Below are 20342 nucleotides of genomic sequence, written 5' to 3'. Positions count from 1 at the left end.
TTCATCCAGTTCGGAAGCACGTGTACGTTAATAAACTGGTATTCCTTCGCATAGCCTACGATCTCCTCGATATCCGACATCGTATGATGTGTCCTCACCGCGCTGATATCGATCAGGTGTGCCGCTTCTTTTGCATTCATGTTGGTCTCTCCTTTAAATTTGAATCATATTTGAAAGGACTTTTCATTCCTTTTCACGCAAAAATAAATTCCACTCCCGCACTGCGGATCTCTTCCTGTTCGCCTGCGTCCCGGCCCTGCCGGTCGGTGACAACCGTATTTACCCGCGAAACCGGGCAGATGTTATAAGACCCGACCTTCCCAAGCTTTGTATAATCGCACAGCAGAATCACCCGATCCGTGTGGGCGATTACCGTTTTTTTCAGCTCGGCAAGCCCGATGGTGGGCAGCGTATAGCCCCGTTCCACCGTAAGCCCCTGAACCCCGAGAAACGCTTTTCTGAAGTTGAACGCGCACAGGCCGTCGAGCGTCATCTGCGAAGTCATACTCTCATCGAATGTTTTTAAAACGCCGCCGGGCACAATCACCTGAAAACACGAATTCTCCGTGAAACAATTTGCAATGTTCATCGCGGCGGTCACTACCGTTACATTTTCAAGGTCCGCCCTGCGCGAAAGCGCCGATGCAAACGCATACGCGGAAGACCCGCCCCCAATATAAATCATGTCCCCAGGCTCTACGAGCAGGGCAGCGCGCCGCCCAACCGCCTCTTTTTCCTTTGCGTGGCGTACTTTCCGCTCCGTAAAGGGCGCATCGCCCACCTGTGCCGAAACGCCGCCGTGGAAGGAAACCACCTTCTGTTCCATTTCCAGCTTTTTCAAATCGCGCCTCACCGTGGACTGCGACATATGCAGCGCTTCGCTGATATCCTGTATGGTGGTCAGGTTGCGGTCTTTGATATATTCATAAATTTCATTTTGCCGAAGCTGTATCAGTTCACCATTCATGGCTTTGCACTCTTTCCCCGCGGGCCTGTTTGTATCAATTCCATGATACCGTTTTAAAAATAAAATGTCAATATGAAAATATATTTTCACTTTATCATTTTACTAAAACCTTTCCTTGCTGTTAAAAAGACCTTATTTTGGGGAATCAACCGGCTTTTTCCTAAGCTGTTATTGCACTGCGCGCAGTAAAAAACGCTGCATATTCGAAAAAATGTCCGGCCGCGCGGCGGCGCGCTTTTCGGGCAAGCTTTTTTTCGGTCAATATCCATGCTGTCAAAAAAACCTGGATTGGAGATTCAAGGAACATGTGCATGCAAACAGGAGGTACACAAGGGCTATAAACCTGTGATCTAAAGGCGCTGTTTCACTTGCGTTCAAGCCTTTATTGCCTTTGCCGCCCGCCCCCCTTAGCGGCCTGTCGTCAAGTGCCCTTCCAATGATTCTGCCCCTTTATATTCGAATAGCCGTTTGATAATTTCCCGCAGATTTCTTTTCGCCTACACCCGGGAAAGGACACGATATGATATTTGCACATACATTTTGTGTACAAAGCTATGAGCATAAAGGCTTGGGCATCCCTATGCTATCGGGAAGGCGGTTTTATGTATTCCTTTTTCCCCGCGCCCGCATAGCGGGTGGTTGATATCTCCCACGCTCCGTTCCATACAATCAAAACCAAAAAGCGCCCCGCGCAAATGCGGGGCGCTTTTTCGGCACATTCAGCCAGTTCCCAGGGAACGGCTCTTTTCACTCCCATTTAATCTGTCGTGACATTGAAAAGCTGTGTCAGTTCTTTTGTTTCCGTATTGTACTGGTATACATCGCCCGTTTCGAGGTCGAACGCAAAATGTCCGGTTACGGTTTCCTGGCCGTCTTCACCCTTTTCAACCGTTGTGGCCATCGTATACGGCCTCTGGTCGATGAACTCTTCCTTGCCGACTTTGACTTCGTCCGGAACGTTGTTGCCAAGCTCCGTCTCATACGTCATCAGGCGGTCTGCATATACCTTGGTATCCTGGGGCACGTTTTCCGGCGAAGGAACCGCCGATCCATCCGCAGAAGCCGACGCTGCCGGACTTTCGCTCGGAGTGGCTGTCTGGGCGCATCCAACCGCCGCAACTGCCGCAAACGCTACGCATACGAGTACCATCAATACTTTCTTTTTCATTTTTATTCTCCTTGCATATTGGTTTTGACTCCCCAAAATGCGCGGAATGCTTATCTATTTTTTACGATGTCAAGCAATTCCTCCGGATGGTCGATGATGTAGTCGGCACGCGCCTCTGCAAGGACGTCCCTGTCGCGGAATCCCCATGTGACGCCGGCACATTTTATGCCCGCGTTTTTTGCGGTCTCGACGTCGATCTCGGAATCCCCCACGTAAAGAGTGGTCTCCGGCTTTCCAGAGAGTTCCTGCATCGCCGTGAGCACGCCGTCCGGAGACGGTTTCCTGCGTACCGTTTCGCTTTCGCCCACCGCGCTTTCTACAAGGCCGCCAAAGTATTTTCCACTCAGGAGTTTTACCGCCTGGTCGAATTTGTTGGATACGATTGCCGTCCGCACGCCCAAGCCGGAAAGTGCCTCCAGCAGGGGTAAAATCCCGTCGTACGGGCGGGTCTTATCCTGCAGATGCTGTGCATAACGCGCCTTGAACTCAGAAAGGCAACGTTCCACATCCACCTCGCTCACCCCTTTAGGGAGTGCGGACGTGATGAGGAACCTCACCCCGCTGCCGAGAAAACTTCTTACCTCCCACGCACTGTGGGTAGGAAAGCCGTTTTCTTCAAGCACATAATTCAGGCTGTCCGCAAGATCGTCCAGCGTGTTGAGCAACGTTCCGTCCAAATCAAAGATCACCGTAGCATACACCATGTATAACCCTTTCCTTTCTGCCTAAACACAGGGGCCGGAGGGCGTTCCAGCGCCAAATTCGTGAATATTTTGTAAAATCCACTTCCTATTGTAACACAAATTTTCTGTATCTGTTATAATTGCATTACAAAGAAGATCCCCAGCCGAAGCCCGTATTTCTGCGGCTGAGATTGTTATAGGAGCCATTATGAAAAAATTTGTTATGCTGACTGCCGTTGTGCTCGTTACGGCGTTCGGTATTACAGCTTGCGCAGTGCCCAGCATCGGGGAGATGGAAATCGTGGGGACCCCGGAGCCTGCCGAAGCCGCAGCTGGAGAAGCGGAAAGCCAGGCGGAGGCCGCAGGCCAGTCCGAAGAAGCGGCGGCCCCGGCGGAGGAACCCTCCGCAGAAGCGACTTCCACACTCGACCAGCAGCAGGTGCAGGAACTGGTTGACGAAGGAATCGTCCCTAAGGACGCCCTGAAGGAGGAAGACGGCGCTGCCGTATATGACGAGCAGGAAATTAATAACGCATTGCAAAAATATGCGGACCGCATTGTCTGCCAGACTACAATGATCAGCGGCAACAATATGGTCGTTCAGGTACAGAACGGCAATGATATCACGATCCCTGTGGTAACGGTTCATGTAAATTATCCGGAGGGTGAGAAGCTGTATGATTTTTACCAGTTCTCGCCGGGCGGGGAAATCGTAGTCCCTGTGGAAAAAGGGAGCGGAGACCTTCCGCCCGCTGTTTCGGCAAACGTATCCGTCACGATGAACGCGAACCAGTACACCGATATCTCAAAAGAGCTTACCATAGAAGAAAGCAGCACGGAGACAGAATATACGCTTACAATTACGAATTCTTCCCCACTTGCCTGCCAGAAAGTCAGTGCGACCGCCCTGTTTGCGGACGATTCCGGCATTATCTGTGCGCAGATGTCCTCTCTGACAAGCACGATTGCGCCCGGTGGAACCGCAACGCTTACGTTTACTTTCCCTGAAACCATGACGGAGGAAGGCAAACATTTTACGGGGGCATCTTACCAGATTAATGAAGCGATCGGCTGAGGGCGGGTGCAAAAAGTCCCTGATCGTTTAACCATGTAAAAAAGCGGGCAGCCTGGTATACGGCTGCCCGCTTTTCGTCTCCCAGCGTTATCGTTCAGTTTATTATACCGTCCCGTATCCGTCCTCGTTTATTACATTCTGAGTGCGTTCCTTTTTGTTCTCAAACCGTTATCAGAACAGCCAAAATCCCTGCCGCCACGAGCAAAAGACAAATAACAATAGGATATTTTGCCGTTTCTTTTCCCCGGGAGCGTATTAAATACAGAATAGATAAAGCAATGACACCAATCCATATTCCCAGTGTTATAAGAACCAGCAATCCCGCTGCGCCTGCTATATGCTCAGTTCCCGGAATCGGCAAAAGGGTAATAAACGCTGGAGTAGTGACCCATACAGCCAGCAGAGCAATACAAATCGGCTTAATCTTCTCGATTCCTCTCATTTTTCTGTATCGTATAAAGCTGATCGTTGCAATCACGGCCGTACATGCCGCGGCAACCGCGCTTAACATAGATACCATTCCTAGCACGATATCATAACTGTCAAGCATAGCAAGAAAAAATCCCATATAAACAGCCACCAGTACTACTGTTGCGACCAATGAGATCCACCATATTTGTCTTGCCCTGCTGTGTTCCATACTTTAACTCCTTATTCTGATTCGTCCATTAGATTATTTTATCCACTCGTTTACATCGTTCATACTATGCCGAATTTGACTTCCCCACCATTCAGCGTTTTAGAATGCCGTAGTCGTCAGGCACGCTATGCAAAGCAATATCCCGAAAACAAGGCATATAACCATCCCCGCTTTGTGCCGTCCCTGCTTCCGCGTTTTGATGAAATAAAAAACCGCTAATCCAATCACGATCAGGCTTGCAAGTCCGCGTGTCCCGCGCACCCAGACCTGCGGATGATACGGCCATGTCTCTGGTATCATATGGGGAATCGGGCATGCCAAAATCAGTACCAAAAGCAAGCCGCAAACCGGTTTTAACGCCTCCAGCGCATCGAGCCGTAATATTCTGATGTATGCAATCGCTAAAACGGCAGCCGCTCCGCTTCCTGCGCATGAACAGATAAGAAAAGGAATATCATTTAATGGGCCAAATCCTATCCATATCGCAAAAACAATGACTGCAAGCGCTGCAATATGCAACGCTGCCATTCTTTTGGTATATAGCTTCTGTCTCCATTCTCTCTCCCTCATTATTTTCTCCTTTTTATAGCTTATGGCTTAACATATTTGGCCGCGGCTGGAGGTTCCATTTATCCGCGTCGTTCATGCCCATTGTCTGGAAATATTTGTCATAGATTTCGCCGCTGGCTGAACCTATACTATCTTTTCCAAAATTTTTCAGCCATTGCAGCCCTGCGTCCGCATTCGCGGCATTATATCCCTCTTGTCTGCTATGCCCTTTCTTCGTTGCGATCACACCCAATGAATAATTCCCAAGCTCTTCCGCATTCATGATTTTGTCCTCTACACGGAAATATCCATAGCCCTGCTGCATGAGATAGGAAACGCCTTCTTCGCCCCCGATCCGTTTCGCCTCCTCCATAATATCCCGCGGAATTTGGCCGCCGCATAAGTCTTCAATTTTTTGCGGCTCGTCTTTTAGATAATACGGCCCCTTAAATGGCCCAAATCCAACCATTTCCGCCTGCCAAAGCAAATTGTCCATCGACCCTTCTATCATCTCCTGGTATTTGTCTGTTACATCAATAATTTTTTCCGGGTCTGCGTTTTGTTTATCGTGCTCTGTCCTATATTTTTTAAAAAGCTGCCTGTTATGTCAGTTTTCTTGAGTTTTGAAAACCATCCGCTTTCCGTTTCATATAAATCTGCACGTCTTCCTGTAGGGAGTGCCATATCCTGCCCAATGCTTTTAGTCCCTTTTTTTGATCTTTTATCTATGTTATACTATTTTTATTATAGGAGGTAGATTTATGCGCGCCGCTTTATCACATTCTACAAAACCATTGACCATTTTGTGTTGGGTCTCATTTGCTTTCTGCCTGATACAGCTTCTTTGGTACTCCCGCCGCGCCCTCCAATCTCCGTACTGGATTTTAACGCCCGTCATTGGCGAAAGTTTCCCTTTCACCATAACTTTCCTGCTCATATTCGCTTTGTTTTTCTTCTTCTTTGCATACGCTTTGGTTCCCAATAAAAAAACAGGATCCGGTATTTTTACGCTGTCGTTTCTTCCGGCTCTTCTGCTGTTTTTGCAAGCAATAATATTTACCCTCCCTTACTATCAGCCGGAAACGATTTCTTTTTGGTTCAATGTGGTCTATCTTTTTATTTTAGTTCCTTGCATGCTTTTTTCCGTCTGCCTGTTCCGCAGGCTCCGGAAAAAAGCATGCCCTTTCTATCTGCTTAGGTTTCTCTTCGTTGTATTCGTTCTTGCCTGCGCTGTATTTTTGGTCATGGAGTTGACTTGGCTCGCAAAAAATTATGCAAAACTTGCATTTCCGTCTGCCTTTTTAATAGATACATATTGTAGCTATTTGGAATTCTTTATCATTGTCTTCTTTGGAGTTTTTTTGTATAAACTTTTGACCTACGACAACGCCTACAGCCGCTTTGTTTCCCCCACCGCAAATAACTATAGCTAATTCTCTTTATATTTATAATAGTCCGCAGCAGGTTCTCCATCGACGGTTACGGATAATATCCTTGCCATCCCGTCTACAATATGATAGTCATATGTGACTTGATGATGCTCTCCTGTACTACTACTTTTACTATTTTTTGCCGCCACCTCTATCGTCTGCCGGTAGATTTTGTCAATTTTATGCCCATCCGTATCATAGCCGGATAAAGTTTTATCCGTAGCAGCAACCGCTTGGTCTATTAGGCTGCCCACCATTCCTTCTATTCCTCCGCCCATCTGATCCTTTATAAACGCGTTGTCAGCCCCCATTGTTGCCGCATCCTTGATAAGGCCTGCAATGTCAAGCACCGTGGTAACGCCCGAGTAAACATCGCTGATTTCATCAACTGTTTTCCTAGCCGGATTGTCCCTTATCACTTCCCTCTGCTTTCTTTCGAGATCAATCTCATAAGGTTCTTGTATTTCACAATCCACTTCATCAAACTGATCGACAACATTAATGAGAGGCTGAAAGTCAACTCCGGAAGAATGATTTAGTGCTTCCAGAAGTTTTTTCCCTTCATCCCGGTTATGCTCTTCAATGACATCTATTCGGTTTGTTTCAGGCGAACTTTTTCCGGTAAAATCCACCTGCTTCTTGTCTCCCTCTTTTATTTTATAAATAAGACCATTATCGTCTCCTTGAGGCTCCATATAGAATTGATTACCCAAATACTTCTCTTCAAAATTTTTCAGCTTCTCCGCGCTCATTCCATTCGGCAGCGCTGCGTCCGGGTGCTCACGCAGATATTCCAGCATTTCTTCCCTTCCGCCCGGGAAAAACAACTTTTGCCCGCTGTCTTCCTGCGATTCCCTTTCTGCCGTCCTATCCCGATTCCCGGCTGTCTGGAACATCCGCAGCCTTTCCGCGTTCTGGCCCTTCGGCACGGTCACTTCCGGATGGCTCGTCAGGGTGCCGCGGATTGTTTCCGGGCTTGCTCCTTCCCCGATTCTCTCCTTCGCTTCAAAGAGCGCTCCCGCAGTGCCGTACTTCTCCGCGTTCCCACCGATCTGCCCTCGTGTAAACTGCTTCCCCGTCCGGCCGGGCAGCACGCCATTTCTTTCTCCCGCGTTCAGCTTGTCCACAATCGCGCGCTTAATAAATCGCTATCTATCTTTTGGGAAATTTTAAGTCCGTCTATTCATATAAAATGACTGCTATGGTAAGCTCGGTTATGGTTCCATCTTCTACCACAAAACTGATCGTATAATGAGATTTAAAATATTCCTCCTCATGATCGTAAACATAATATCGTGATAAATCGTTATCATAAATATAGTCGTAGTAACCCGCGCTGCTCAACAATTCTCCGTCCTTTGTTTCATACCGCTCTATTTTAAAAAATGGGCTTTCTCTCTCATAGTCACGAATCCTGTATTCCACCTGTGCGGGAGAAATATCAAAAATATATGGTGCATTATCTGGTGTTGATTTTGTCTTATCTGGTACAACCATACATGCGATGTCCGGGTATGCCTCTATCACGTCCTCCATCGTGCTCCCGATGCCGATCCCCCGCTTCGTCGTAATATTCCTCCCCCGGAAATCATACGGTTCTCCTGTATAGCTTCCTCCAAACGTTCCTTCAAAATATTCGGAATAAGGATTGTTGAAATTAAATCCTCTTCCTCCATTTTCCATTTCTTCCGCCGTGAGGATGGCCTTGCCATCCTCATATACTCCAAACTCGTCCATATCCTCCAATACATGCAGGCTCGGGTCCGTAACATAGAATTTTTCCTTATCGCTTTTTGTAAGAAAGATTCCTCCGCACCCCACGAGCGCCATGCAAAGCGCTCCTGCTGTCACTGCCGCTAAAATCTTTTTCATTTTCAGTTTCCTCCCCTGTACCACGGTGAATTCAGGCTGATGTCGATGTACGGCCTGTCGTCATCCGTACGCCCCCGCCCGGATGTTTTGATCTGCTCCGCCTCCGTCATCATATAACCGAGCGGGCTCCAGAATGACCCCTTAGCTTTCTCCGCGTTCTGCGCGCGGATTCCATCTTCCATCGCCTGAAAATAGTCCTCATCTCCCGCATTTCCAATAATGTGCCCCCGCACCACGATGTCGCCCGCGTTCAGCTTGTCCACAATCGCGCGCGCTTCCTCCTCGTTTTTCGCGTAGCCCTCCTGTACCATCAATTCGGGCATGTCCTCCGGGTGCATCGCCGCGTATTGCCAGAACTTCGCATCCTTCTGCCCATAGCTGAACAGCTTGTGTCCCTCCTTGTCCTCCAGCGTCAGCTCCACGTTGAAGCGGTCGTCGCTCGACTCTACCCATTCACCGTCACTATTTTTCTCATAGATGCCGAACTCCCCGCCCAACAGGTCGCCGTAGCTGCCTCCCCAGCCGCGCAGTTGGTATTCACGGGTATCATCCCCCTCAGTAATTTTAAAATCCACCGTGCCCGAATTCAGGTCGAAGCCCAGTATGTTCTCCGCCACCTCGTCCATCACCGGCGCATATCCGCCCTCCCGGTGGGCGATTCCATCGCCTGTCGAATGCCAGATGCCGTCCTCGTCCACGCGGATGTCAAAAAACGCGTTTATGCCCTGTGAAATATCCCGTAGCTGCTCCGGCGAAAGCTCGCCGTCAAACTCCGTGTCTTTCAATGCCTCCTGCACGATTCTTTCCGCTGCTTTCTGGCTGGCCGCGTCCGTCAACGGCCCGCCGAACGCTCCTACTATGTCCGCGATATTCGCCGCTGCTCCAAGCCCGCCGAGCACTTGCCCGCGCTTCTCCTCATCATTCATAATTTCCGTCATTGTGTTTTCAATTTCGGTCACAACCTCCTGTGCCCCCGGCGTCAATTCTTCCCGGCCCGGGCCGCCCTCCGCCCACGGCGCGAGAACCGCCGCTTGTTCTTCCGGCGTCATACTGTTCCACGCGTCCTCTGTGAGGCCCGCGCTCATCAGTCCTGCCAAAACGCCGTCCGGCGCCAGCTTCTTAAGGTCGTCATACGAATCGAATGCCTCCGGCAGTTCTGTCCATACACCGGAAGCGGAAACCGTCTGGGCAGCCGGATTTGCCTGCCGCAAGCCGGACGTCTGGAAATTCGTCCTGTTCAGACCATCCGCCCGCGCCTCATTCACATCTGCCGCCAGAAATTCCGCGCCCGCTCTGCCGGTTGTCGGCTGATTCGCCGCCTCCTGCCGCTTCGGTCTCTCTATCCTGCCAACCGCGTTCAGCCGCCCGCGCCAGTCAAGCCCATTCCATTCGCCCTCCGAATTTTTCTCCGGCCTTTCGATGCTATACGGCTCATTCCACGCCGGTTTCATAGGGTTCGTCTGCCGCTCCGTTCCGTCCGCCTTTCCAAACCAGGCTGGTTTGTTCCATAGTTCCTCCGGCCTTTTTATATCCGGCATGAGATACGCTTCCCGTCCCGGCTGCTTAACGCCCTCTATGCCCCACTGTCCGTTCCATTCTCCCGGCTGTTTATTTCTCCCGTTGATCGTATTATACCCTATTTCCGCTCCTTTTTCCCTCTCTTTTTTCCGCCTCGCAAGCTCCTCCTGTATATACACCATTCTGTCATACTGCTCGCTCCCGTTCAGCTTATCCCAGCCGCGCGTTCTCTCCACACGGCTTCGGAAGTCTCCTTCCTCCGGCAGCCCGAACAGGTCTTCATAGTTTTGGTTATACCGCTTCTTCCTCCCAAATCCCTCTGCCACGCCCAGCCGCTGCTCCCGCAGTTCTTCCTGCGTCTCCTCCAGCGCCCGCCGCAGCGCCGCGTCCGTCTCCTGCCTGTCCGCTTCCCGCTCCTTCCGTTTCTTCTCGTAATAATCTGCCGCCGTCTCTCCCGGATTCAGCGCCACCTGTTTCCAGATTTCCGTGCCTCCGCCCGGCCTTGCCGTATTCACCCACGTCCTTACGTAGTTCCCTTCGCTCCCTTTTCCCTTTCGCAAAACTCCGCTCGAATTTCCCGGGCTTCCCGTAGGCCGCTTCCCGCTGCTTCCCGCACCCGTGTTCCGCTCTTTTGTTTTCCGCGGCTGGAGCCTTATCCCTCCGTTTTTTTCCCGGATCCATCCCTGCCGCCCGGAACCCACGCTGTTTTGGCCCGCTTCATATGCGCTTTTGTTCCCCGCCGCCACATACTTCTGCGATCCTTCTGTTTTTTGCACCGCCTGGTTTTTCTTTAATTTCTCCTGCTGTTTCATCAGCCGTTCATACGCTTCCTCTTCTTTTCTTCTCCTGTTTTTCCTCATCTTTCTCCTCCATACTTTTATTTTTCGGCAACAAAAAAGAAGCTCGGCTTCCCGAACTTCCTTTTTCCCACACTATTATATTACCATAAATTTCACGCCTTTTACATGACGCCTACACGACGTCTTCCCGCCCTTTTCCACTGCAACAGCAGCAGCATTCCGGGGGTTTAAATGCTTTCGACAGGTACGTCCGTTTCCACGTCCGCTGCGTAGTCCACACCTTTCATATGGAAACCGAACATCTGGTAAAAATCCTCCCAATAGCCGTCCACATCAGCAAGCTGTTCAAGGTTCCCGTCGGTGATCTCGTTCCAGGAACGAAGCACAGCCTCCTGCACATCCGGCTCCATCTCCCAATCGTCAAGGCGCAGCATACCGCGCTCATCCGTCTTAAGCGCGGGCAGCTTTTCCGCATACAGGCGGTGCATCTGCTCTATGCAGCCCTCATGTGTCCCCTTTTCTTTCATCACATGGTACAGGATGGAGATATAAAGTGGCACAATCGGAATCGCCGCGGACGACTGCGTGACCAGCGCCTTATTGACGGAAATATAAGCCGTAACGCCCGGGATCTCCTGGGTGATCTCCTGCGAGGTGCGGAACAAATGCTCTTTTGCCCGGCCGATCGAACCGTCCATATACATCGGATGCGTGAGCTCCGGCCCGATATAGGAATACGCGAGCGTCACCGCGTCCGGCGCGAGCAGCCCCCTTTCGGACAGCAGGGAAATCCATTCTTTCCAGTCTTCCCCGCCCATAACCTTCACCGTATCCGCGATCTCCTGCTCTGTCGCGGGTGTAACCGTCACTTCCGTAATTCTGCGCGTTGCAAGGTCGATGGTTTTATTTGTATAATCGCTGTCCGTGGTCTTAAGCGCGGAAGAGACCGTCGTCCCGTCTGCAAGGGTGCGGCGCGGGGACGCGAGGCTGTATACTACCATATCCACCTGCTCTAAGTCCTTTGCGATCAGTTCCGCCGCCTGTTCCTTGACCTCGCGCGAAAAAGCGTCGCCGTTGATGGTCTTTGCATACAGCCCGTCCGCATGCGCGAATTCCTCGAACGCGGCAGTGTTATACCATCCCGCGGAAGCCGTGCGTTTGCCGCTTGCCGGGCGCTCGAACATCACGCCGATGGTTGCGGCGCCGGATGAAAACGCAAGGTCGATACGCGACGAGAGTCCATAACCGGTGGAACTGCCGATCACGAGCACCCGCCCCGGACCGTCCGTCTTCGGCTGGCTTTTCACATATTCTATTTGCTGCCGCACGTTTTCCCTGCATCCCACAGGATGCGCCGTGGTGCAGATAAATCCTCTTACCTTCGGTTCAACGATCATAAAAAACGTTCTCCTTTATTATGATTTCCCGCCGCCTGTGCCAACCGGAAGCCTGCACCGAAGGCGGGTATGCCATGCCCAGGCAGGCAAAATGCCCGCCCTTTCCCGTAATATTTTACCACAGGGCGTTTTTTTTTTCAGCAAATAATCTTTCACGGTTGAATATATGCGGCAAATTGTGTTATCTTTCCTGTAAAGAAAGGGGGCGGCGGCAGATGGAAACAAAAGAATACCTGCAAATGATGCGGGAAATAAAGGACTGCACGTTTGCGACACTGGACGGGGACGGGAGGCCGGCAACGCGTATCATTGACGTGATGCTTGCAGACGAGGACGGCCTGTATTTCCTCACGGCGCGCGGCAAGGAATTTTACAGCCAACTCACGGAACAGTGGTTTGTCTCTGTGACGGGGCTGACAAAAAACTGGGAAATGCTGACTCTGCGCGGCAAGGTGAAACAGGTTCCGCAGGAGATGCTCACGCCTATTTTTGAGGCGAATCCATCCATGAACGGAGTTTATCCGGGGGACAGCAGGAATATTCTCGAGGTATTCTGCCTGTATGAAGGGCAGGGCGAATATTTCAACCTCTCTAAGACGCCCATTTACCGGGAAACATTTTTCCTTGGCCATCCCGCAGGGCATAAAAAAGGCTATGAGGTCACGGATGCGTGTATCTCATGCGGCGTCTGCGCCGGGCTGTGCCCGCAGCAGTGCATCGACGCGGGCGATCCGTATACGATCCGGCAGGAAAACTGCCTGCACTGCGGATTGTGTGCGGAAAACTGCCCCACGGAAGCAATCAGGAGGCGTTAATATGGGCTATAGAATCATTTTGGGAGACATCACGCAGCAGCATGTGGATGCGATCGTCAACGCAGCGAATACCTCGCTGCTTGGCGGGGGCGGCGTGGACGGGGCGGTCCACCGCGCGGCCGGTCCGGAGCTGCTCCGCGAATGCCGCACGCTCCACGGCTGCGAAACCGGCAAAGCCAAGATCACGAAGGGCTACCGCCTGCCCGCGGACTATGTCATCCATACGCCCGGCCCGGTCTGGCGGGGCGGAAACGCGGGCGAGGACGAGCTGCTCGCGGGCAGCTACCGAAGCAGCCTGCATCTCGCGGCGGAAAACGGCGCGAAAACCGTCGCTTTCCCCTCCATCAGCACGGGCATCTACCGCTTTCCGCTGGAGCGCGCGGCGCGCATCGCCACGGAAACGGTGTGCGGCTTCCTGCGGGAGCACCCGGATATGGACGTTATGATGGTGTGTTTTGACGAACGCACGAAAACGGCTTATGAAAGAGCGTTTTCGGAATATAGGGCCGCCCTCTGATAAAACAGGACAGGCGTAAAAAGGGCGCCGGTTCATCCATCATGGACAAATCTGCGGCCTTTTTGCGAAAGTCTTTTCCTTTTGCTTACTGAAGCTGCTTTGGCAGGTATTCCGTCGGATAGGCACCCATGCCGTCCACCCGCTCTTTCTGCGCCCCCGCCCGGCGGGCAACCCTGCTGGCAGCCGCAGCGGTTTTCAGGCTCCATGCCTTATTCATCCGCAAAACGGTAGCCCACGCCGACTTCCGTCGTAATATAGCGCGGTTTCGCGGTGTCTTTTTCGATTTTGCGGCGGATGTTCGCCATGAATACGCGCAGCGATTGGGAATCCTCCGTATACTCATATCCCCACACCTGTTTGTTGATGAAGCTGTGCGTCAGCACTTTTCCCCTGTTTTCCACCAGCAGGGTAAGCAGTTTATATTCAATGGGCGTCAAGTGTACATCTTTTCCGTCTACCATGACCCTGCGCTTTTCAAAGTCGATCACCAGCCCGTCCAGTTCAAAGGTTTCTTTTGCCGCTGGACGCGGCGCGCGTTTCCTGAGCGCCACCCGCACCCGGGCGAGAAGCTCGCCGATGCTGAAGGGCTTTGTGATATAGTCGTCCGCGCCCGCGTCGAGCGCTTCCACCTTCTCCCGTTCCTGTCCGCGCGCCGACACCACGATGACGGGTACGTCCGACGCCTGGCGCACCTGCCTCAGCACCTCCAGCCCGTCGATATCCGGCAGCCCGAGGTCGAGCAGAATGACGTCCGGGTTATTGGCAAGCGCAAGGGAAATGCCGTCAAGCCCGGTCTTCGCCGTTTCAAAACGGTATCCGTTCGTTTTAAGAGAAATACTCAAAAAATTGAGTATCGTTTGGTCGTCTTCAATAATCAAAATACGCGTATCTTCCATTTCCCTCACTCCAGAGGCAGGGCGAATTTAAATGTCGCTCCGCCGCGGTCGTTATTCATGGCGACGATTACGCCGCCGTGTGCTTCCACAATGGATTTACAGATGCCAAGGCCGATGCCCATCCCGCGCTTCGCATCCCCGCTCAGCGCCGGGGCCGTCACAAAGTTGTCGAATACCTTGTCCAGGATAGAGGGGTCTATTCCCTTTCCATCGTCCGAGACCTCAAACACCATATATCCGCTTTCCGGATAGGCGCGCAGGTCGATGTGCGCATGCTCGGGCGTATATTTCACCGCATTGTCGAGCAGGTTCACAAGCACCTGTATGATAAGCCGCCCATCCATCGGCACTTCCATCACCGCATCCGGCATGTTGATGGCGATATCCCGCCCGCCCTTCAGCCGTTCGATGCGGCGGTATGCTTCGCTGACGACGTCGTCCACCACCTCCGGCTGCTTTTTGAGGACAAGCTCTCCCTCCGAAATGCGCGTCATGTTGAGCAGGTTTTCCACCATATTGTTGAGCCACTGCGCATCGCTGCGGATATCCCCCACGAGGCTCAATATCTGTTCCTCCGAAAGGCTCCTTACACTGTCCGCAATAAAGCTTGCCGAGCCCGCGATGCCGGTAAGCGGCGTCCGCAGGTCATGCGAAATGGCGCGCAAAAGGTTGTTCCGCAGGCGTTCCTTTTCGATCCTCAGCTTGCTTTCCTCCTGCTGGCGGTACAACGTTTCCCGCTGCATCGCGCCGGAGATCTGCGAGACGACCGTCTGAACCATCAAAATTTCGCCGGGCGCGGGCGGCGTTTCCCCGCAGTGTATCCCGGCAACGCCGTATACCTCGTTTCCGCTCCGGATCGGCAGGTACATCCACTGCGACGCGGAAAAATACTCTGTCCCGCAGCCGCACGGCTTCACATTCTCGAAGCACCACCGCGCCGCTTCGTTTTCTTCGAGTTCCGCCGCGGCGTGCCTTCCCGCCGAAAGATCCCGCGCGGTATAGATAATACATTGGCGGTTTTCCAGCCGGGAAAGCCCGTTCATGCCATAACGCACAATATCGTCCATCCCGGACACGCCGAGAAAGCTCGTGCTGATGTCATACAGGGAGCGCATTTGCTTTTCCCGGTACTGCGCTTCGGCCACATGCCTGTGGAGCTTGCTCGTAAGGAGGCTCACGATGAACGAACCCACGAGCAGGATCACCAGCGTCACGATATAATTCGGGTCGCTCACCAAAAAAGTGAACGTCGGCGCAGTGAAGAAGAAGTTGTAGGCCAGAATGCTGACGACCGAAGCGATAATCCCGTACAGGAACCGTTCCGTCGCCATCGTAATCAGGAGCACCCCTACAAGGTAGATCATGGAGAGGTTCTCCGTCCGCAGCCCCGCGAGGTTAAACAGGTAGGCCACGGCCGTACACAGCGCGAGGATCGCGGCTGTTTTCAGGATATTCATTGCTACCGTCTGTTTTTTCGATTGTTTCATTTCCCGTTCCTATCCGTTTTGCGGCCTTTTTCCTTTATCATAAACGATTTTCCGGAAACCGCAACCCTATTCCCGGTTTTTCATCCAGTCTTCCTTGAGTTTTTCACGCTGGAGCTCAAGGTTGTATTTCAGCTGCTCGTCCGACAGCCGCTGGCGCTCGAGGGCCATCGCGACCTGCGAAGCGATCATGCGCAGCAGCATCCGCTGATCCTGGGAAAGAAGGCCCTTTTTGCACGATACGCCCATCACCCCAAGCACGGCGCCCTGCGACATAATCGGCATATAGAACGCGCCCGCCCCCATCAGGGTATCCGTGCCCGCGCCCGCGCGCTTTTTGTTGAGCAGCACCCATTTGGCCACCGCCTTTTCGTCGTCCCCCAGAAGGAAGGACGCATCCTCGTCGAATTCCGCCTGCCAGAACACGCCCGGCTTATTCATGTCCGGCAGGTAAAAGATGACGGAGCGTTCGAGGATCCGCGAGATATATTCGTTCATCCCGGAAATGATGTTCATAAGCCCGCGCGTCGCCAGCAGCTTTTTGCTGATCTCGTAGAGGATCTGCGTCCGCTGCTCGAGCAGGCCGAAGTCCTTGCGGCTGCCCTGCCGGGGCGGCTTTTTGTACTTCGTCCCGGCATTGTCCGAATCCGGAATGATATGCAGCTCTGCGTTCTTGAGCAGGCCGATGAGCTGGTCTTCAAAATCTTCTTTGAAGAAATCTTTCAGGTGTTTTTTATTGCGTGTCTTTCCGATGATGACATTCGTAACACCCGTCAGGTTCGCGTGCGCCGCGACCACTTCAGCAAGGTTTTCCCCGTACATCGTCACGACCTCCGCCCCAAGCTGCTCGGCAAGGTTCATGTTGTCGCGCAGCAGTTTGCCCTGTTCAGGCGTAAGTTTGGTACGCGTCTCCACATACAGCGCTTCCCATTTGGCATGGTAGGCCTCGGCCATCCGCGCGCCCACGCGCAGGTTTTTAGCGGAAGAAGGCGAAGGAGAAAGAAGCACGAGCAGCTTTTCGCTCACGCTCTTCTCCATCGCCTTTCCATCCCGCCCATAGATGCGGTCCGCCGTGCGGCGCATGGATATCTCACGCAGGGTAGAGAGGTTCTGCCGCGTGAAAAAGTTGTTCATCGCCGTCACGACCCGCTCGGGCCGGTAGATCTTGCCTTCTTCGAACCGTTTTAAGAGTTCTTCCGGCTCGATATCCACGAGGGCCACGCTGTCCGCTTTATCGAAAATATAATCCGGGATCGTTTCGCGCACCTCGATGTGGGTGATATCCTTGATGATGTCGTTGAGGCTTGCAAGATGCTGAACATTCACTGTCGTATAGACGTCGATCCCCGCGTTCAGCAGTTCTTCCACGTCCTGATAGCGCTTTTTGTTGCGCACGCCCGGCGCGTTCGTATGGGCAAGCTCGTCCACAAGAATGAGCTGCGGATGGCGCGCGAGCGCGCCGTCAAGGTCAAATTCATTGAGCACGATATTTTTATAGCCCACCTTTTTGGTGGGAAGGACGGGCAGTCCTTCCACCAGCTTCATCGTTTCCGCACGCGTATGCGGCTCGATATATCCGACGACCACGTCGATTCCGCTCTCAAGGCAGTCGTGCGCCGCCCGCAGCATCGTATAGGTCTTTCCCACGCCTGCGGAATATCCGAAAAATATTTTTAATTTTCCCGTCCGGTCCGGCGTTTCCTCCGTACCGATCTGCCGCAGCAGTTCGTCCGGGTTTGGCCGTTCGTTTTCATCATACATGGTTTTTTCCCTCTTTTACAGGTCAACTGATGATCTTTTTCCCGTCCAGTTCAAGGTTTACCATCAACACGTTCACGCGGTCTTCGCCCATGAAGCCGAAATCCTTTCCATCCGTGTGCTTTGCGATGACCGCGCGCACTTCATCTTCACTCATGCCGCGTTCGCGCGCGATGCGGGGCACCTGGTATTCCGCCGCTGCGGGCGAGATGTGCGGGTCGAGGCCGCTGCCCGACGCCGTTACGAGGTCCATCGGGATATCTGCTGTGTTTTCCGGATCGAGCTCATGCCACCAGTCGATGCGCTCCTGCACGAGCGCCGCCTGGTCTTCGGAAACAGCCGAGAGGTTGGACGCCGCCGCGCTGCCCGTGTTCGGCCTGCCGATCAGGTACTGCGGCTGGGTAAACTCCTGCCCAATCAATTCGGAACCGTAGCACACCACGCTCCCGTCTTCCTCCTCCACATAGATGAGGCTCCCGTTTGCCTGGTAGGGCATCGTAAGCTGCGCGGCCCCCGTCATAACGAGCGGATAGATGAGCCCGCAGAACACCGTCATGAATACCGCGCAGATCAGGCCCGCAATCCATATCCTCGGTTTTGTATTCGTACTTTTTTTCTCTTCCATTTCAGATTCCTTCTTCCTTTCCTGTCTGTCTGCCGCGTTCCGGCCCTTGTGGGAGCGGGAATATCCCGCTCCCGGAAAGCCGTCCGTTTTTTACAGGATTCCGCAGGCTGTGAGCAGCATATCCAGCAGCTTGATCGCGATAAACGGCGCGACCACGCCGCCAAGGCCGTAAACCAGCATGTTGTGCGCAAGTATCGTCTTGGCCGGCTTCTCCCTGTACTTCACGCCCTTGAGCGCCAGCGGTATGAGCGCCACGATGATCGCCGCGTTATAGATGATCGCGGAAAGGATCGCCGTCGTTGCGCTCGTGAGGCCCATGAAGTTCATGGCCTCGAGCTGCGGGAAGATGCTGGCAAAAAGCACCGGGATGATCGCAAAATATTTTGCGATATCGTTCGCAATAGAGAACGTCGTAAGCGAACCGCGCGTCATCAAAAGCTGTTTGCCGATGCGTACGACGTCGATCAGCTTCGTTGGGCTGGAATCGAGGTCAACCATGTTGCCCGCTTCCTTCGCGGCCTGCGTGCCCGAGTTCATCGCCACCGCAACGTCTGCCTGCGCCAGCGCCGGCGCGTCGTTCGTGCCGTCGCCCGTCATGGCGACAAGGTGGCCTTCCGCCTGATATTTGCGGATCAGCTCCAGTTTTGCTTCCGGGGTCGCTTCCGCCATGAAGTCGTCCACGCCCGCTTCCGCAGCGATGGCCGCAGCCGTCGTCGGGTTATCGCCTGTGATCATGATGGTCTTGATTCCCATCTTACGCAGGTCCTCGAACTTTTCCTTGACCCCGTTCTTCACGATATCCTTCAGGTAAATGACGCCCATCACCTGGTTGTTTTTGGCGACGACGAGCGGCGTACCGCCCTTTTCCGCGACCTGCCGCACCAATTCCGCGCAGTCCTGCGGATAGGTGCCGCCCTTGCTTTCCACATATGCCTTGACCGCATCGGCCGCGCCCTTGCGGATCTCGTCTCTGCCGAGGTTGATGCCGCTCATGCGCGTTTTCGCCGAAAATTCGATGAATTCTGCGTTCGCCGCGGAAAGGTCGCGTCCGCGGATATTGAAACGTTCCTTTGCCAGCACCACGATGCTGCGTCCTTCGGCCGTCTCGTCCGCGATGGAGGAGAGCTGCGCGGCGTCGGCAAGCTCTACTTCAGTAACGCCTTCCACCGGCAGGAATTCGCTTGCCTGGCGGTTGCCGAGCGTAATGGTTCCCGTTTTGTCGAGCAGCAGGACGTCAACGTCGCCCGCCGCCTCGATCGCACGGCCGCTCATCGCGAGCACATTCGCCTGGTTCAGCCTGCTCATGCCCGCGATGCCGATCGCGGACAGCAGGGCGCCGATGGTGGTCGGCGCAAGGCAGACCAGCAGGGCGATGACGTTCGTGAGGCTGATTGCGCGGCCCGCCCCTTCGAGTTCGCTTACGAAGCTCGAGAACGGGAGCAGTGTCGCGCAGACGATCAGGAAGATGATCGTGAGCGTTACAAGGAGTATTTGAAGGGCAATTTCGTTCGGCGTCTTTTTGCGCGCCGCACCCTCGACCATGGCGATCATCTTATCGAGGAAGCTTTCGCCCGCTTTTGCCGTCACCTTGACGACCAGCCAGTCCGATACCACCGTGGTGCCGCCCGTAACGGCGCTTCTGTCGCCGCCCGATTCGCGGATGACCGGGGCGGATTCGCCCGTGATCGCGCTTTCGTCCACGGAGGCCACGCCCTCTATGACCTCGCCGTCCATCGGGATCTGCTCATTCGCTTTGACGAGCACGATGTCTCCCGGTTTTAAGTCTTTGGAGAGCACCTCCGTATATTCGGAATGTATGTCCGCCGTTTTCAGCTTTCTTGCTACAACGTCGCGCCGCGCCTTTTTAAGGCTGTCTGCCTGCGCGCGGCCGCGTCCTTCGGCCACCGCTTCCGCGATATTTGCGAACAATACCGTCGCCCACAGGATGACGGCGATTGTCAGCACGTACCACGGCGCTTCCTCCTGCATGCCCGCGAACCCGAGGAAATACAGGACCGTTACAAAAATCGCTCCGATATACACCACGAACATGACCGGATTTTTAACCTGCGTCCGCGGTGCCAGTTTTTTGAACGACTGGGCGAACGCGTCGCGCCCAATCGATTGATTTATCTTTTTCTCTTTCAT

At 53.3% G+C, this 20342-nt stretch carries 19 protein-coding genes and 1 pseudogene; 4 read left to right on the top strand and 16 right to left on the bottom strand.

Going from position 1 to position 20342, the window contains the following annotated elements:
- Positions 1 to 193 precede the first annotated feature (193 nt).
- The 3 genes from H8S18_RS09470 to H8S18_RS09460 all read right to left on the bottom strand — a co-directional run bounded on the left by H8S18_RS09470 (position 194) and on the right by H8S18_RS09460 (position 2839).
- Positions 194 to 967, bottom strand: coding sequence for a DeoR/GlpR family DNA-binding transcription regulator (locus H8S18_RS09470; protein ID WP_186858064.1), 774 nt, complete (start codon positions 965 to 967; stop codon positions 194 to 196).
- Positions 968 to 1724: 757 nt separating this feature from the next.
- Positions 1725 to 2135: a hypothetical protein gene (locus tag H8S18_RS09465; RefSeq protein ID WP_186858063.1), complete on the bottom strand. Its 411-nt coding sequence runs from the start codon at positions 2133 to 2135 to the stop codon at positions 1725 to 1727.
- Between the two features lie 50 nt (positions 2136 to 2185).
- A complete protein-coding gene (locus H8S18_RS09460; protein WP_186858062.1) occupies positions 2186 to 2839 on the bottom strand; it encodes an HAD family hydrolase in 654 nt (217 codons plus the stop codon).
- A gap of 187 nt (positions 2840 to 3026) precedes the next feature.
- Here H8S18_RS09460 and H8S18_RS09455 point away from each other — a divergent pair, with 187 nt between their 5' ends.
- On the top strand, positions 3027 to 3893 hold the full coding sequence (locus H8S18_RS09455) for a hypothetical protein (RefSeq protein WP_186858061.1): 867 nt from the start codon (positions 3027 to 3029) through the stop codon (positions 3891 to 3893).
- 160 nt (positions 3894 to 4053) lie between these two features.
- Here H8S18_RS09455 and H8S18_RS09450 read toward each other — a convergent pair whose 3' ends face one another.
- From H8S18_RS09450 to H8S18_RS09440, 3 genes are all read right to left on the bottom strand, one after another.
- The gene (locus tag H8S18_RS09450) at positions 4054 to 4533 is read right to left on the bottom strand and encodes a hypothetical protein (RefSeq protein ID WP_186858060.1); all 480 of its coding nucleotides are present in this window, start codon (positions 4531 to 4533) and stop codon (positions 4054 to 4056) included.
- Positions 4534 to 4632: 99 nt separating this feature from the next.
- Positions 4633 to 5103, bottom strand: a complete 471-nt coding sequence (locus H8S18_RS09445; protein ID WP_186858059.1) for a hypothetical protein — start codon at positions 5101 to 5103, stop codon at positions 4633 to 4635.
- Positions 5104 to 5116: 13 nt separating this feature from the next.
- Complete coding sequence (locus tag H8S18_RS09440) at positions 5117 to 5578, bottom strand: hypothetical protein (protein WP_186858058.1); 462 nt, start codon at positions 5576 to 5578, stop codon at positions 5117 to 5119.
- Between the two features lie 265 nt (positions 5579 to 5843).
- Between H8S18_RS09440 and H8S18_RS09435 the strand changes: the two genes are divergently transcribed.
- Entirely contained in the window at positions 5844 to 6515 is a 672-nt protein-coding gene (locus tag H8S18_RS09435; RefSeq protein ID WP_186858057.1) for a hypothetical protein, read from the top strand.
- Here the strand turns inward: H8S18_RS09435 and H8S18_RS09430 are convergent.
- The 4 genes from H8S18_RS09430 to fabV all read right to left on the bottom strand — a co-directional run bounded on the left by H8S18_RS09430 (position 6512) and on the right by fabV (position 12099).
- On the bottom strand, positions 6512 to 7639 hold the full coding sequence (locus H8S18_RS09430; RefSeq protein WP_186858056.1) for a hypothetical protein: 1128 nt from the start codon (positions 7637 to 7639) through the stop codon (positions 6512 to 6514). The two genes, H8S18_RS09435 and H8S18_RS09430, sit on opposite strands and share 4 nt — an antisense overlap.
- A 52-nt stretch (positions 7640 to 7691) precedes the next feature.
- The gene (locus H8S18_RS09425; protein ID WP_186858055.1) at positions 7692 to 8384 is read right to left on the bottom strand and encodes a hypothetical protein; all 693 of its coding nucleotides are present in this window, start codon (positions 8382 to 8384) and stop codon (positions 7692 to 7694) included.
- A gap of 2 nt (positions 8385 to 8386) precedes the next feature.
- Positions 8387 to 10762 (bottom strand): hypothetical protein, encoded by a 2376-nt coding sequence (locus H8S18_RS09420; RefSeq protein WP_186858054.1) that lies wholly within the window; start codon positions 10760 to 10762, stop codon positions 8387 to 8389.
- A 167-nt stretch (positions 10763 to 10929) separates the two neighbouring features.
- On the bottom strand, positions 10930 to 12099 hold the full coding sequence (gene fabV / locus H8S18_RS09415; RefSeq protein WP_186858053.1) for an enoyl-ACP reductase FabV: 1170 nt from the start codon (positions 12097 to 12099) through the stop codon (positions 10930 to 10932).
- A 215-nt stretch (positions 12100 to 12314) separates the two neighbouring features.
- Here fabV and H8S18_RS09410 point away from each other — a divergent pair, with 215 nt between their 5' ends.
- Together H8S18_RS09410 and H8S18_RS09405 are read left to right on the top strand one after the other, a co-directional pair.
- Entirely contained in the window at positions 12315 to 12914 is a 600-nt protein-coding gene (locus H8S18_RS09410) for a 4Fe-4S binding protein (protein ID WP_186858052.1), read from the top strand.
- A gap of 1 nt (position 12915) precedes the next feature.
- On the top strand, positions 12916 to 13431 hold the full coding sequence (locus H8S18_RS09405; RefSeq protein WP_186858051.1) for an O-acetyl-ADP-ribose deacetylase: 516 nt from the start codon (positions 12916 to 12918) through the stop codon (positions 13429 to 13431).
- Between the two features lie 85 nt (positions 13432 to 13516).
- Here the strand turns inward: H8S18_RS09405 and H8S18_RS14845 are convergent, their stop codons facing one another.
- The 6 genes and pseudogenes from H8S18_RS14845 to kdpB all read right to left on the bottom strand — a co-directional run bounded on the left by H8S18_RS14845 (position 13517) and on the right by kdpB (position 20342).
- On the bottom strand, positions 13517 to 13648 hold the full coding sequence (locus H8S18_RS14845) for a hypothetical protein (RefSeq protein ID WP_279288457.1): 132 nt from the start codon (positions 13646 to 13648) through the stop codon (positions 13517 to 13519).
- Complete coding sequence (locus H8S18_RS09400; RefSeq protein ID WP_186858050.1) at positions 13641 to 14327, bottom strand: response regulator; 687 nt, start codon at positions 14325 to 14327, stop codon at positions 13641 to 13643. The genes H8S18_RS14845 and H8S18_RS09400 overlap by 8 nt, the downstream gene beginning before the upstream one ends.
- A 5-nt stretch (positions 14328 to 14332) precedes the next feature.
- On the bottom strand, positions 14333 to 15814 hold the full coding sequence (locus H8S18_RS09395) for a DUF4118 domain-containing protein (protein WP_186858049.1): 1482 nt from the start codon (positions 15812 to 15814) through the stop codon (positions 14333 to 14335).
- Positions 15815 to 15964: 150 nt separating this feature from the next.
- A pseudogene (locus H8S18_RS09390) lies at positions 15965 to 17572 on the bottom strand (GAF domain-containing protein); the annotation flags it as partial.
- A gap of 22 nt (positions 17573 to 17594) precedes the next feature.
- Positions 17595 to 18194: a potassium-transporting ATPase subunit KdpC gene (gene kdpC / locus H8S18_RS09385; RefSeq protein ID WP_186858047.1), complete on the bottom strand. Its 600-nt coding sequence runs from the start codon at positions 18192 to 18194 to the stop codon at positions 17595 to 17597.
- 90 nt (positions 18195 to 18284) lie between these two features.
- On the bottom strand, positions 18285 to 20342 hold the full coding sequence (kdpB, locus tag H8S18_RS09380; RefSeq protein WP_186858046.1) for a potassium-transporting ATPase subunit KdpB: 2058 nt from the start codon (positions 20340 to 20342) through the stop codon (positions 18285 to 18287).

Source organism: Christensenella tenuis (assembly GCF_014287795.1).
GTDB lineage: Bacteria > Bacillota > Clostridia > Christensenellales > Christensenellaceae > Christensenella > Christensenella tenuis.
This window is presented reverse-complemented; position numbering and strand designations above follow the sequence as displayed.